The organism is Serpentinicella alkaliphila, from assembly GCF_018141405.1.
GTDB lineage: Bacteria > Bacillota > Clostridia > Peptostreptococcales > Natronincolaceae > Serpentinicella > Serpentinicella alkaliphila.
In genome coordinates this window covers 2,187,322-2,201,579 of sequence record NZ_CP058648.1, presented here as the reverse complement: position 1 = coordinate 2,201,579, position 14,258 = coordinate 2,187,322, and the positions used below count along the sequence as shown (strand labels likewise).

The following is a 14,258-nucleotide window of genomic DNA, read 5'->3' as shown; positions in this document are numbered from 1 at the left end:
TTTATTTGACAATATTTTGTCTCAAAATAGAAAAACTAACATTACAATAATAATAAATTTCAAATAACTTTTCAAGTATTATAGCATATTTATGCGAATTTTGTCATAATTATTTTATTTAATATTCGTTTAAGCAAAAAAGTTACTATTATGTTGATAATTTCTCTTTATTTAATTAAAATATACATTATATTATACTAATTAGTATACACAATATATATACGAGGTAAACACTATGAAGATATTAGGTTTGGTTACTGAATATAATCCTTTTCATAATGGCCATTTATATCACTTAAATCAATCAAAAGAAATAACTGGTGCCACACATACGATTGCTGTTATGAGCGGAAATTTTTTACAAAGAGGCGAACCAGCCTTAATTCACAAATGGGCTAGAGCAGAGATGGCTGTTCGATGTGGAGTAGATTTAGTCATTGAGCTGCCAACTATATTTGCATGCTCAACAGCTGAGCTATTTGCCCTCGGCTCCGTTAGTCTATTAAACGAACTCAATGCAGTTAATTACATATGCTTTGGTAGCGAAAGTGGCAATCTGAAACTTTTAAATGATATTGCTCATATTATAGTCAATTCATCTAAAGAATATAACGAAAAAATAAAATACTTTTTAAGCGAAGGAATGTCATTTCCTGTAGCTAGATCCTTATCAATCATAGAGTATTTAAAGACAAGCAAAACCCTTAATAAAGAAGAGATTTTTGAACTAGAGCAAATAATTAAAAGTCCAAATAATATTTTAGCAATAGAATATTTGAAGGCTCTAATTAAGCGTAATAGTCCTATTACTCCTTATACTATTACTAGGATTAAAGCAGGGTATCATTCCCTATCTCTTGAAGAATCTATAGCAAGTGCTACAGCAATTAGAGAGCATATAAATAAATATAACTCTTTAGATAAGATTGAAAGTGTAATGCCTGATGCATCTTTTCGAATGCTACATGATCTATTCAAAGAACAAATAGGTCCAATTTCAACAATGGATATGAGTCAATCTATTATGACTATACTTAGAAGAGAAGACCCTACTAATCTAAAAAGATTTTTTGACGTGACTGAGGGATTAGAGAATAAACTTCACACCAGTAGCCTTCAAACTGAGTCCCTAGAAGAATTATATAGTTCCGTAAAGAGCAAACGATATACAACCACAAGAATTCAACGAATTTGTATGCATATTTTATTGAATTTAACAAAGGATATGGTTGAGAAATACGGACAAAAACCACCTCCCTATGCTAGAATACTAGCATTTAACAACAAAGGGAGAGATATACTCCGCCTGTGCAATAAGCAATCTAACATCCCTTTAATTAACAAAGTAAGTCTCTTTAAACCCGAGACCCTTATGCAGGAAGAACTTCTTAAACTTGATATACGGGCAACTAATATATATAGTCTTTTTATGAAAAATAAGAAGTTAAGGAATCAACAGTTGGATTATTTAATTAATCCTAAATACATTAACTAAATTTTATAAAATTTAATTAAAATAGTACTTAAACTTAAAATTAAAATCAGGGCCTCTATTTTAAATAGAGGCCACATCATTATCATAAAGCTCTTTTAAACAAACCAAAAGCCTATTAACAATATTTTCTGATGCATTTGGCTTTGCTGCATTAAAGGAGTTCTTAACCATATCCATTAGTTTATCTGGATTAACAAATAACAATTCAACTATACAATCCCTTAATTCATCTAGGTTTTTGATAAGTTTTGCTGCCCCGAGACTAGAAAAATACTGTGCATTCACAACCTCTTGTCCAGGAATGGGGTCTGCTACTATTATTGGAAGTCCCTTACTTATAGCTTCAGTTATCGTAAGCCCTCCAGATTTCGATATAAGCAAATGTGAAACCTCCATAAGCTCATGTATGTTATTACAGAAACCAAAAATTTTAACCCTATGTTTATCACTATATTGCCTAATCTCTAGTTCAGATTTCAATTGCTCATTATTTCCGGTTACAACAAGTATTTGTATTGGGTTATTGATCTCATCTACTCTATTTAATGCCTCTTTAATCGGGCCAAGTCCAAGGCCACCACCCATTATAAGAATTGTCGGTAGATTAGTATTTACCCCAATTTTCTTTGCTACAGCAACTTTATCAACTGGTAAATGAAATTTCTCATGAATAGGTATACCTGACACTATAATTCTGTTGCTTCTTACGCCCCTATTTATTAAATCCTGTCTAAGTTCCTCACATCCTACAAAGTACATATCTATAGTGTCATCTAACCAAACGGAATGTGCCGCATAATCAGTTATAATAGTAGCAGTTGGTATATTTAACAAACCTCGTTTCTTTAAGGAAGAAAGCATAACTGAAGGAAATGGGTTAGTAAATACAATCAAATTTGTATACTGAGTTGACAATAATCTCGTTATTTTTTTAAGATATCTATATGTTATTAAATCATTAACCTTGCCCTGGGACCTTATTTTTTCTGTAATATGATATATATAATGATAGACACTAGGAAACATATCTATTACTTTTAAATAAGTAGATACTATAAACTGACTTATAGTAGGATGTAATATATTCATAAAATCTAATACCTCTACTTCAACCCCTGGCCCACGAGCTAATAATACTCTTTTTATGTTTTCTGCTGCTTGATCGTGACCGCTACCAATAGATGCTGTAAAAATCACAATTCTCTTACCCATAATATCCTCGCCTCTCTATCTTTTAAAATACCCAATGTATTCTTTTTAACTCAGTAGTTTTATTTTACTTTCCAAGTTATATTTATACATAACGGCACTTAATTATAGGTACCTAGTATAGTTCTATTTATCACTATTATTGTGTTTAACGAAAGTCTATAACTGATATCCTCAGTTTTGCAAGTACAAGCCTCTTCTAAAGGCATTTGAACAGTACGACAGTTTTTTTCTAGCCCACTGGGAGTTTAAAATATCTGTGATTCGGATACAGGCATAAATTATATAATTAGCATCATTGCTACATGACATATCATTTTTTAAATAATTTTTATGCATCTGTGTTATTGATACAAACTCTTCCTCTTGTTTTAATTGAGATAAGTTTTCAACAGACATATTAAATCGTTTCCGTATTTGAGAAAACAGTTTTTTTTCGTAATCAAGATGCTCCATAATATTACCTTTAAAAATTAACGGGTTATGTGCCATCGTGAAGCAATCAGCTACATAATGTAAGGCCACACCAAAACGGAATGCATTAACTGGAGAAAGGTACTTTAACTTCATTAACTTTTCCATGTGCTTTTCTACGTCAGTAAGACGTTTGTTAGAATTATGGCCGACAATATACGTTAATAGATTAATATCCGGCCAGATACATCCTAAAGTAAAAAGTACTCTATACCGCCTTAAGTTAGAATGTGTAGAAATCCGAAGAATAAATTTCGCAAGATCTAAATGGTTTAATGTTAACACAGCTACCTCCTAAATATTAGTTTATTAGAAATCAGAAATATTGAAAAAATTAAAGTACTACGATTAAGGTATGATTCTCTTATGTGCAATACATGTACGGATATCACTACGTCTATATTAATCTACAAAATATTCTTAAACTGCCATCTTTAAAATGTTAAATAATTGTTAAACAAAATTACAACAATTGTTAAACACCGTTACATGAAACTTAAGTTAGAGTACTTCACTACAAAAGGACATAGAAAAACCTCTACTTTAAAATCAAAGCAGAGGTTTTCTCTATTATTTAATTAAGTTTACTATCCTTAGGGTTTAAATCGATATCCCGCCCCCCATACGGTTTGTATACGTTCAGGATTAGTTGGATCAAGTTCTATTTTTTCTCTCAACCGGTTAATATGTACCGAGACAGTTCGACTATCACCTAAAGCATCCATTCCCCATATTCGTTCATATAATACCTCCCGACTGAATACATTTTCGGGATTAGACATAAGAAAATACAACAATTCGTATTCTTTATTCTTGAAGTCAATTTCCTTTCCATTTAAATAAACTCGTCTTGCCTGCGTATTCATATATAAATTACCATATACTATTTCTTCAGTTTTTGGTAATTGAGTAACCTTTGTACTTATCCGTTCATACTGTGCGAGATTTGCCTTAACTCGTGCCACCAGTTCCGTTGGGGAAAAGGGCTTGGCGATATAATCGTCAGCACCTAGACCTAGCCCCATAATCTTGTCCACATTTTCAATTTTAGCAGTAACCATCAAAATCGGAATATCTAGTACATTGCGAATTTGCTTGCAAATTTCTAAACCATCTTTTCCCGGGAGCATCAAATCCAGTATTATCAGATCATATTTACCTTTAAGAGCCTCTTGTAACCCACGCTCTCCATCCTCAATAATAATTGCTTCATAACCATTAATCATAAGGAAATCACGTTCAATCTTTGCGATAGCATAATCATCTTCAATAATCAATATTTTCTTCATTAGAACCTCCTGCTACTATTGGGAGTACAATTACGATTTTCAGTCCACCACCATACACATTCTCAGCATAAATAGAGCCACTGAACCTCTCTATTATCTTGCGTGAGATAGCAAGGCCTAAGCCACTACCCTGACCAGGATTACTCCTAGCTCTGTTAGTCCGGTAAAACGCGTTAAATAGCTTGTCAAGCTTATCATCCTGTACACCAGGCCCATTGTCCTCAAATATTATACTTACGTCCTCTACAGCGGCCATGCAATTGATTTTGATACAGCCATGTTCCTGAAGACCATACTTCAGAGTATTTTCTAGTATATTAGTAAATACGTTACGCAGTTGGATGGGATCGACTCTTACAGTTATACCCTCCTGAGCATCTTGAAGATGTACCTGTAATCCTCTTTTTTCATATTCAACCATAACACTTTTCTTATACTGTTTTAATTCCTTGCCAATGTCTATATTTTTTAATACTAAAGGAAAGTCCCCAATATCCAATTTAGAAAACAAAAATAGCTGCTTAACTATATGCTCCAAATCATCAGCTTTATTCGCGATGGTTTCTAGGTATTCTTTTTGTAAATGTGATGTGGTAGCCACTCCCTTTTGCAACCCTTCTACATATGCTTTGATCGACGTTAAAGGGGTACGTAAATCATGGGATATTCCTGCAATCAACTCCCTTCGATTTTCATCATCTTTCCGTTTAGCCTCCATCAGTTCTTGTATTTTCTGTGCCATGTTATTAAAGTCCATGCAGATTCCTGCAAATTCATCCTTTCCATTATACCTGATGCGGCATCCCAGATTGCCATCCCGAATCTCGTGCACTCCATCCACTAACATATCCAGAGGAATAATAATGCTCTTAAACACCATTCTGTTCAATAATTGATTTGCAAGAATAACAATTCCGATGATTATTACAATGTCAAAAGCAAACGAATTACCAGAACCTTTGATCTTATCGTTTTCTCCATATTTATGGGCGCGGTTCATTAGATAAACTCTATAGTTTCCGAATTCTACGGAATATATTGCAAAGTTATCCATAGTAAAAAACTTTTTGCCCGATTCATTAGCTGCTATAATCATTGTATTTTCCGAGAAGTCGCCAAAAGTGTATACTTCCTTATCTCCTTCATAAATAGCTAAGGAAAGATACTTATCTTCTGAAGTGATTTCCGATTGCTTAATATATTCGGTTATTTTCTCAAGATCAGCTTCTCCTCTCCAATTGTCCACTATAATAATTGCACTCAGTAATATAATAGTCATTATGACATGGGACAAGAACAGACGTTGTTTTATTGTCAAATTCTACACCTCAATTCAGCAATTAAATTATTAGTTATAATATAAGGATATCTACTGACTTTTGGCATATCCCTATAGATAGTTTGAGTTCTTTTACACATAACTAATACTATTTACAGTTAGCCCGTTATCCTAATTCATTACCTATTGTACATTCTATCTCCTACATTTAAACTATAAACCTTAAAATGTTAAATAATTTTTAAACAATTTTTAATCAGCAATACATACAAATTTACTCTGATTAGCTAATAATCCTCCCTTACTCAGGACTATAAGTACTTTCTCCCCAAAGTCCATTGTTGAAGAAGGAAGTAACATAACCGCTATAACTAGCTAACCTTATTTCTATTATTTAATCACGTCTTAAATAGATAATATGACTAATGACTATGTGTAAAGAAATCATGATTTCCCCAATATTCGTTAAACCAGTACTTTTCTTTTCCATTGCAGTAAGTTTCTTGATAATAATTGTTATCTCCTCTGTAAAATTCTACAAGAATTCCCAAATAATCTTGATTTGATTCATAGATTTCTTCTGAAGACTTTGCAAGCGCATTAGCTAAATTAAGTTCTATTTCTTCTTTTATATAATTGATAGCATCTTCTTTCATCTTTGTTCTACTTTGAAACTTCACAAACAACACATGCCCATTAAAACTTTTTGGAAAGAAACATCTTTGATACTCCACCAAAATTTTCTTTCTATCTTTTTCTTAAATTCCTGCATCGCTTCAGTCATTATATCTCTAGATGGTAGCTTTACTCTACTGTCCTCGAAATAATTGCTTTCTATTGAACCATCAGCAATATCAATATTATTTAATATAATATTTCTATCCCCTATAAATACCCTGTAATTAACCTGACTCAAAAGTAAATTCATTTCTACTAGTTCTTTAGGCGGTGTTAATCCTAAGGGTCTTAATTTATTGATTAAAAAAACATCCATAAACATGTTACTACTATTTTGTATTTCATCTCTTTTAGAGTTTTCTAAAAAATAATAGTCTGCATATAGAACATCTTCGACTTTATAAAATTCATATTTTGATAAATTTGGCATTGGATAATAGGTATAAATAAGCTTATCAAAATATTGGTCTTCATCTAGTAAAAAAGAAATATCTTCTGTATTATTAACACCAACTAGCTCTACTTCTTTGTATTTACTTGTATCTATTACCTCAAGATGATCATTACATCCAACTAACAAAACTGTGGTACATATGAGCATAACTATTACCACTCTTTTCAAACAATCACCCCTTTTAACCTTTATTTGTCATCTCCTTGGCGTCATATTGTAAATTCTGTATTAGTTATATAATAATCTTAATCTTTGAAATTACTTATAATTCTGTTTTAATCAGATTCCTAAAAATGTTAAGTATTTTACATTATATTACAATTATATCATTCCATATATATCAATACAAATGTCTTCGGTTACGGCATATTTATACTAGGGAGAAGCTTTATCTTAGTGTAGTGAGAGTTTCCTGTTTAGCATTAATGTGCACTCTAAAGTATGAAAGTCTTATTTGAGACTTTACAATTTTAAAACCAAGTAATAAAGTACTCCAAATAATTAGGAGGAGGTAGTTGATTTTCAACTGCCTCCTCCTAGATTTTGTTAATTTTTATTTTTATAAATTTTCATTCTAAACAGAATCTGAAATTTTTATACCTTTGGTCTTACTTATAGTATTTAATATTAACAGTACTTAGTTTCAAGTCAATAAGTCTGTTCAATTCCTCATCTACCAATTGACGTAATTCTTCATAATTGTATTGATTTCCTTTGGCTTGCACTATTTTTTCTCCCAAACTCCTTCTAAGTTTGCTGTCTAAAAGAAAATCGTAATATACTTTATAGGTTTCATTTAATATCCAAAACTCCCCTTCTTTTAAGTTCATAGACTCAAAATACTGATTTAACACTTCTTTTGAATTTGGATTCTCATTATAATTCTTCTGCAATTGTTCTATGTACTTAAATACTTCCTCACGGGTAAGTTCTATTCCCTCATCCTGTGCTACTAAACCCTTAACAGTTGATCTAATAAGACTTTCATATGCCGCTATATCGCTTTTATCTTTAGCAATGGACTTAGATAGTTTTAATTGCTCCCTAGTTATCTTTACGTCGCCTATTTCCATTATTAAAGCCTGATCTGGTTTACTATATAGTATATAATCTCCAATAGTTTTAATATTGCTTACTAGTTCTTCCTCTATTCCATCATCTGATAGATAGGATACCCCTACTAGAGATGCAATAGACACAAGAGCTATAACCAAAAAAACAATAAATCTATCATTTTTCACTGAACTTCCCTCCATATATTTAAACTTTAAATATATATAGTACAGGATAATTTATTATATGGACTATTAGGATTACTATTTATATTTGTGTACAATCCCTAAATTATATTTACGTAATTAAAAATTATTCCATTATTTGTATTTAATTTAAAGATTAATATATATGTTAACTTGAACTATACTTAATATCCTTAATCATATTAAAGTCTAAATTCCTATATCATTTTTCTAATTTTGTTAAAATGTCTATCATTTTAAAAATAGTTCTTATACCTTTCGAATGATACCTAAATTGGTTTAAACTCCCTATAAAGTAGGTATCCAACTCCGGTTGATAAAACATAAATGATCCAATAGAACCAGCATTACCCCATATATTATATTTCTTTGGTTGCAGAATTGGTATTTCTTTAAATTGCATTAATCCATAACCATAATCTATACCTAAAAAGAAAAAATTGAAAAATCCTGCCCAATCCTTCATTCTTTCAAATGTTTCTTTTTTTATAATTACATGTTTTGATATGGCCTCCATAAATTTAAGCATGTCCTCTGTTGTAGATATTACGCCTCCACCAGCATAATCATCTTTTAAAATGTTAAACCCCTTCACATTGATATCATTAAAATATACATCTGCTACTGGAAAACCAGTATTTTTTGTGGATTGTTCATATGTATCTAAATATGTAAAGTCCATGTGTAAAGGTCTAAATATATATTCTTCCAAAGCCTTATTTAATGGACATCCTAAAATCCTCTCAATTATCAATCCTAGAATGTGATAACCAGTATCACTATAGTGAAAACCCCTACCAGGTGGAAAATGAGATTTAAGGTTAGCTTTAGACCATATAATTATATCCTCAGGCTTCCATCTCCTATAGGGTTCCTCAAATATCATTTCTAACATAGACTTTCCATATTTGGGCTTATCTTCAAAATAATCTGGAAGTCCAGATGTATGGTTTAGAATATGTTTTATTTTAATTTCGCCAGTATAATCTTTCCCTTTATATACATGTAAATCATTTAATAAATCGTTATTAAAGTAATCTTTTATTCGATCCTCATATGATATTTTTTCCTGTTCAAAAAGAATTCCAGTTAATACTGATACAAACAGTTTACCAATACTTGCAATATGAAATTGTTGCATAGGATTAGATTGTATTTGTTCCGTCACGCCTTCTGCCATATTGAGATGAATATTATACTTCTCAGAATGTATTAGCATATATGCATTATATATTTTATTGTCCTTCTTTACTTTATTTCTAAAAAGCTCCTCCATATGTCTCGAAGCCTCATCTCTAAACATTTATTCACTCCCCTTTACCTTAAAATATCTCATAGAAGTAATTACATCTCTAGCCGTACTTTCTAAGCTCTTAATTAATTTTTCTTCACTATATTCAACGGGTAAAAGCCCATTGGCTACCATAACTGACAATCCTGTTTGATACACCCTCATTTTAAATAGAATCTCCTTTAGTTCCTTATCATTAAAGCCATCGAGCATTGGATCTTTTTTCATTTCGTTAATAAGGAATTGCCCAGTGTGATCGTCATAATCTTTTAAGTATTCATTATTCCTCATTATTAGGTCTCTAAATAAAACTTTGTATTCCTTTGCAAATTTTAAACTTGCAACACCAATATCATAAAAAGGTCTACCTGAACTTACTTCTATAAGCATTTCTTCAGTTAATCTAAAAATCCATTTTACTACTTCACGTATAAGTTCATCTACATCCTTAAAATTAACATAGATAGGAGCTATAGAGCTCCCTAGTTTTTCAGCTACTTTTCTAATTGTAATCCCCTCTAATCCCTCAGTTTTTGCGATTTCAAATGCAGCTTCAGTAATTGTCTCCTTAGCAAATTTCTTTTTAGGCGCCATAATACTCCCTCCATCTTTATCTTTTTTTCTTGCTTTTTTCATGCTTTTATATATCTTTTGATATATATCACTCGTTATGTATTCTATTCTATACCGTTATTTTTTACTATTCAATAGAATTGCCTAACATTTTACAAAAAAAATAAAACAGATAGTTGTATTTTTAAGTATACAAATATCTGTTTTAACATTTTAATATTTTTTAATCTGTTTTTTAATTATTGTGTTAATTATCCTTGATCCATCTACTTATATCTTTTATAACCTGCTCATCAACATTTCCTGGAATCTCATATTCAGCTGGGTTACTTTGGCCCTCACCAGCTATGAATAAGTGATTTAAGTTACTGTATAACTTAAACTCTACATTATTTCTTCCTTCTAAAGTATTTTTCCACATATTCAATTCATCCATATTAACTTGATAGTCTCTTGCACCATGTAAGATTAGAATTGGTATTGAAAGATTTTTAGCCATTTGAGCAGGATTGTAATCCTTTAAATCTAACCAATAGGATGCTGGTACACCAAGTAGCTCTGTAGCTGGAGTTGTAGATGAAGGTACCAGAGATTTAATATTAGCAACATGACTTTCGATAAGTTTTATGTGAGACTCTTCTTCCGCAGATAAAGTACCATCTAATGATGAAATATATTTTATTTGCGTCAAAATAAGTTCTTCTAATGGGCTAACAGCACCACCCAAAATCACAATGCTTGCTACATTATCATTCTCCACTGCAATTCTAGGTGCTAAAGTACCTCCTAAACTATGTCCTAGGACATGTATTTTAGAATTATCTATTTTTTGATTTTCAAGCAGTAGCTCTACTCCTCTATTTGCATCAATAATTGTTTCTTCATTAACTGTAATTGAATTTTGTAAGCTAGCAAGTTTCTGTCCATACACTAGGGTCCTTTTATCATATCTTAAAACCGCAATACCCTGATTTGCAAGACCCCATGCTAAATCCTTAAGAGGCTTATTGGGGCCTATAGTTGAGTCTCTATCACTTGGTCCTGAACCATGTATTAATACTAGCGCAGGAAAAGGTCCTTCACCATTTGGAATAGTTAATGTCCCTGGTAATGCCCATTCATCATTCCCTATAGTGATTTCACTTTCTGTAAAGTTTTTAGGCTGTGAATATATTGGTGGACTATATTCAGTAACATCAACATCTTTAGCAGGTTCAAAGAAAAGCCCGGCTATTCTTTTATCTTTATTAAAAACTACTTTTATATCAATGTTATCTTGTTCAAATTTACACGTGACAAAAACTACATCATACTCCTTTATTTTTTCAACCCTATTACTTATTTTACGTTCAAAACCACCTACTTGCTTTTGTAATTGACTCCATGTTTGTTCAAATTTAGATACTGACATTGCTTTTTTCATATTATCGTCAAACATTGCAACTGCAGATTCAAAATCTTCTGCTACAATATAATCTACAAACCCTTCTGCTAAATCTGTTACTTCACCTTCAATCGGTTCGACTTCCGTTGTCTTTTTAGTACCACAACCAACTAGCCCTAAAACTAGTGATAAAGCTACTATTAATACAAGTATCAGTTTCAGTTTTTTCATTTTACAATATCCCCTCTATTTTTGAATTTAATAGATCACTAATAGAGATAATTTTAAATATATTTCTATTAGAACCAATCCACCTTTGTCACTATTATTATATCCCCGTTATAATTATATAACAATATCTATTTAGATAAATTTCTAAATAGATATTGTTATAGTAGTAACTTAACGATAGAATAATAATAAACTACATAATATAAGTAGGTGTATAATTTGATATTTCAAGAAACCTTTAAAGCCCTTTCTGATCAGGCTAGGAGAGATATATTATTTCTATTACGTAAAAATAAAATGTCTGCTGGAGAGATTGCCTCTCATTTTAATATGACCAAGGCTACAATTTCCTATCATCTCTCACTATTAAAAAAGGCAGATCTAATCATTGAATCTAAGCATAAGAATTTTATTTATTACGAACTAAACACATCGGTTTTTGAGGATTTAATGCTATGGATAGCTCAATTTAGTGGGGGGAATAAGAATGAAGAAAAAGAATAAATTGATACTAATAGCCTTAGGAATTTCACCATTTCTTTTAAGCGCATTAACGCTGCCTATATTACCACATACTATACCGAAAATAATTAACATTGGTACAGAAGCTTACGCAAGCAAATACGAATTATTGACTTTACCAATATTTGCTCTTATATTTGCTTTTTTTATGTATATCGTTATTAGTAAAAGTGATAACCGAAATTATAAAGCATTTTATATTTCTACTCTAGCTTTGCTTATATTTATAAATATATATAATATTATGCTAATATACAGGATCTACTTATTAGTATATGAAGTTAGGAATGTTCTATCGTCAGAAATTGTATTTACAAAAGTTATAATGATCTTCTGTAGCCTACTACTAATGTTAATCGGAAACTATTTACCTAAATCTAAACAAAACTTGATTTTAGGTATAAGAACTAAATGGACCTTATCAAATGAAGAAGTATGGTTTCTAACCCATAGATTTGCTGCTAAGATTATAATAGTCTTTGGTTTCTTTAGCATAATAGTAAGTTTACTTATTTCAAATCCCAAAAGCGAAGTTTTTCTAATACGACTTTACTCTTTCTTTTTAATCGCACCCCTCATCATTTCTGCAATATACTCTAAGATCATTTATGACAAAGTTAATAAGAAAAATAAATAATTACTATCATGGGATAATTAGGGGTATTTATAATGCACCCCTTTTTAATTTACCTAATTATATTAAATACCCTTAAATAAACATAATTATAGTTTTTTCATATACGAATATAGTATAACATTGAAAAATATATATAAATTATAATTCTCATCTGTTTATAGGGGGCATGTAAATGACATATATATTTTTAGTGCTATTAATCCTCTTCTTCATTAGTGGATTCATTTATCTATACAAAAAAAGACCTAAAACTTATACAATAATAGGCAAATTTATAACTACCTATTTTTTTATTGGAATAGTGGTAGCATTAGTCTTTAGTATAGTATTGTTTCCCAGACAATCAGTAAATGCTGCATATAACGGTCTTATGGTATGGTTCACTATTGTATTGCCTGCCCTATTACCATTTTTTATTGGGTCGGAGCTATTAATAAGACTTGGCGTTATAAAATTTATTGGTGCTCTACTTGAACCTATGATGAGACCATTATTCAATGTCCCAGGTACAGGTTCCTTTGCATTTGCTATGAGTATCACTTCGGGATACCCGGTTGGGGCTAAAATTGTAAGTAGACTTAGGTTAAATAACGAAATATCAAGAATTGAGGCTCAAAGACTTATAGCTTTTTGTAGCACTTCCGGTCCATTGTTTATGATTGGAGCGGTTTCAGTAGGAATGTTTAGGTCAGCTGAACTTGGCATATTAATAGCACTAACTCACTACTTAAGTATTATATTAATCGGCATATTATTTAGGTTCTATAAATCTAAGCACGATCTAAGTGCTCTTAAGCAAAAAAAATATTCTCCTATTAGAAATGCCTTCATTCAATTAAGAGATCATCAAAGAAACTCACCTCCTATAGGAATTCATTTAGGAAATGCAGTAAGGGAATCGATTAATACAATGCTATTAGTTGGTGGTTTTATTATTCTTTTTTCAGTGATTATTGAGATACTAAAACTAATAGGTTTTATTAGCTTCTTTGCTAGATTTATAAGTTTAGTACTTATTCCATTTAACTTAGATGTGGCATACATTGAGGCCTTAATTACAGGTCTATTCGAGATCACTATGGGTTGTAAAATGTTATCTGAGGTCTATACTACTGATTTAATTCTAAAAATCGCCGCAGCCTCATTTATTATCTCTTGGAGCGGATTTTCTATACACGCTCAATGCATAAGCATTATAAGTGAAACTGATATTAATACTAAGCTTTATATGTTATCTAAGTTTTTTCATGGATTGCTTTCTTTTGTCCTAACTATAATTATTTACCCTATATTTATTAGATTCTTTGATATATCAACTAAGGTATCATCGTATTATGATTATTTGAATACTAACGAGAAAATTTTCTTAGGTGTTAAGTCAGCCTTAGAAGTTTTTGTAACAGTGGTGGGAGGTTTATTAATTCTATCTATTTTATGTTCTGGAGTATTATTAATTAAAAATAAACTACAAAAAAGAGGGTGA

The 14,258-nt window shown here is 31.0% G+C and carries 14 protein-coding genes; 4 read left to right on the top strand and 10 right to left on the bottom strand.

Annotated features, from left to right (window positions below; all coding sequences use genetic code 11):
- Window positions 1-235: 235 nt before the first annotated feature.
- Complete coding sequence (locus tag HZR23_RS11250; RefSeq protein WP_165913705.1) at window positions 236-1,495, top strand: nucleotidyltransferase; 1,260 nt, start codon at window positions 236-238, stop codon at window positions 1,493-1,495.
- Between the two features lie 60 nt (window positions 1,496-1,555).
- Here the strand turns inward: HZR23_RS11250 and HZR23_RS11245 are convergent, their stop codons facing one another.
- The 10 genes from HZR23_RS11245 to HZR23_RS11200 all read right to left on the bottom strand — a co-directional run bounded on the left by HZR23_RS11245 (window position 1,556) and on the right by HZR23_RS11200 (window position 11,616).
- The gene (locus HZR23_RS11245; RefSeq protein ID WP_132848829.1) at window positions 1,556-2,707 is read right to left on the bottom strand and encodes an MGDG synthase family glycosyltransferase; all 1,152 of its coding nucleotides are present in this window, start codon (window positions 2,705-2,707) and stop codon (window positions 1,556-1,558) included.
- Window positions 2,708-2,878: 171 nt separating this feature from the next.
- Window positions 2,879-3,463: a zinc dependent phospholipase C family protein gene (locus tag HZR23_RS11240; protein WP_132848828.1), complete on the bottom strand. Its 585-nt coding sequence runs from the start codon at window positions 3,461-3,463 to the stop codon at window positions 2,879-2,881.
- Between the two features lie 308 nt (window positions 3,464-3,771).
- The gene (locus HZR23_RS11235) at window positions 3,772-4,467 is read right to left on the bottom strand and encodes a response regulator transcription factor (RefSeq protein ID WP_132848827.1); all 696 of its coding nucleotides are present in this window, start codon (window positions 4,465-4,467) and stop codon (window positions 3,772-3,774) included.
- Window positions 4,445-5,746 (bottom strand): sensor histidine kinase, encoded by a 1,302-nt coding sequence (locus HZR23_RS11230; protein ID WP_213050246.1) that lies wholly within the window; start codon window positions 5,744-5,746, stop codon window positions 4,445-4,447. The genes HZR23_RS11235 and HZR23_RS11230 overlap by 23 nt, the downstream gene beginning before the upstream one ends.
- 422 nt (window positions 5,747-6,168) lie before the next feature.
- Window positions 6,169-6,402, bottom strand: coding sequence for a hypothetical protein (locus tag HZR23_RS11225; RefSeq protein ID WP_132848825.1), 234 nt, complete (start codon window positions 6,400-6,402; stop codon window positions 6,169-6,171).
- A 20-nt stretch (window positions 6,403-6,422) separates the two neighbouring features.
- Window positions 6,423-7,046 carry a hypothetical protein gene (locus HZR23_RS11220; RefSeq protein ID WP_132848824.1) on the bottom strand — a complete coding sequence of 208 codons (624 nt, stop codon included), beginning with the start codon at window positions 7,044-7,046 and terminating at the stop codon, window positions 6,423-6,425.
- Between the two features lie 440 nt (window positions 7,047-7,486).
- Window positions 7,487-8,119 (bottom strand): hypothetical protein, encoded by a 633-nt coding sequence (locus HZR23_RS11215; RefSeq protein ID WP_132848823.1) that lies wholly within the window; start codon window positions 8,117-8,119, stop codon window positions 7,487-7,489.
- A gap of 220 nt (window positions 8,120-8,339) precedes the next feature.
- The gene (locus HZR23_RS11210) at window positions 8,340-9,440 is read right to left on the bottom strand and encodes a serine hydrolase domain-containing protein (protein ID WP_132848822.1); all 1,101 of its coding nucleotides are present in this window, start codon (window positions 9,438-9,440) and stop codon (window positions 8,340-8,342) included.
- Window positions 9,441-10,022, bottom strand: coding sequence for a TetR/AcrR family transcriptional regulator (locus HZR23_RS11205; protein WP_132848821.1), 582 nt, complete (start codon window positions 10,020-10,022; stop codon window positions 9,441-9,443). It abuts the gene before it with no gap.
- A 226-nt stretch (window positions 10,023-10,248) separates the two neighbouring features.
- Entirely contained in the window at window positions 10,249-11,616 is a 1,368-nt protein-coding gene (locus HZR23_RS11200) for an alpha/beta fold hydrolase (RefSeq protein WP_132848820.1), read from the bottom strand.
- 219 nt (window positions 11,617-11,835) lie between these two features.
- Here HZR23_RS11200 and HZR23_RS11195 point away from each other — a divergent pair, with 219 nt between their 5' ends.
- From HZR23_RS11195 to ylbJ, 3 genes are all read left to right on the top strand, one after another.
- The gene (locus tag HZR23_RS11195; protein WP_132848819.1) at window positions 11,836-12,120 is read left to right on the top strand and encodes an autorepressor SdpR family transcription factor; all 285 of its coding nucleotides are present in this window, start codon (window positions 11,836-11,838) and stop codon (window positions 12,118-12,120) included.
- Complete coding sequence (locus HZR23_RS11190; RefSeq protein ID WP_132848818.1) at window positions 12,104-12,775, top strand: SdpI family protein; 672 nt, start codon at window positions 12,104-12,106, stop codon at window positions 12,773-12,775. The genes HZR23_RS11195 and HZR23_RS11190 overlap by 17 nt, the downstream gene beginning before the upstream one ends.
- 172 nt (window positions 12,776-12,947) lie before the next feature.
- Window positions 12,948-14,258 carry a sporulation integral membrane protein YlbJ gene (gene ylbJ, locus HZR23_RS11185; RefSeq protein ID WP_132848817.1) on the top strand — a complete coding sequence of 437 codons (1,311 nt, stop codon included), beginning with the start codon at window positions 12,948-12,950 and terminating at the stop codon, window positions 14,256-14,258.

What these genes read in the sequence shown, in the direction of transcription:
- HZR23_RS11230 (WP_213050246.1), bottom strand. Translation starts at nt 5,746, where the DNA reads ATGACTATTATATTACTGAGTGCAATTATTATAGTGGACAATTGGAGA.
- HZR23_RS11210 (WP_132848822.1), bottom strand. Translation starts at nt 9,440, where the DNA reads ATGTTTAGAGATGAGGCTTCGAGACATATGGAGGAGCTTTTTAGAAAT.
- HZR23_RS11245 (WP_132848829.1), bottom strand. Translation starts at nt 2,707, where the DNA reads ATGGGTAAGAGAATTGTGATTTTTACAGCATCTATTGGTAGCGGTCAC.
- HZR23_RS11190 (WP_132848818.1), top strand. Translation starts at nt 12,104, where the DNA reads ATGAAGAAAAAGAATAAATTGATACTAATAGCCTTAGGAATTTCACCA.
- ylbJ (WP_132848817.1), top strand. Translation starts at nt 12,948, where the DNA reads ATGACATATATATTTTTAGTGCTATTAATCCTCTTCTTCATTAGTGGA.
- HZR23_RS11205 (WP_132848821.1), bottom strand. Translation starts at nt 10,022, where the DNA reads ATGGCGCCTAAAAAGAAATTTGCTAAGGAGACAATTACTGAAGCTGCA.
- HZR23_RS11235 (WP_132848827.1), bottom strand. Translation starts at nt 4,467, where the DNA reads ATGAAGAAAATATTGATTATTGAAGATGATTATGCTATCGCAAAGATT.
- HZR23_RS11200 (WP_132848820.1), bottom strand. Translation starts at nt 11,616, where the DNA reads ATGAAAAAACTGAAACTGATACTTGTATTAATAGTAGCTTTATCACTA.
- HZR23_RS11250 (WP_165913705.1), top strand. Translation starts at nt 236, where the DNA reads ATGAAGATATTAGGTTTGGTTACTGAATATAATCCTTTTCATAATGGC.
- HZR23_RS11225 (WP_132848825.1), bottom strand. Translation starts at nt 6,402, where the DNA reads ATGAAAGAAGATGCTATCAATTATATAAAAGAAGAAATAGAACTTAAT.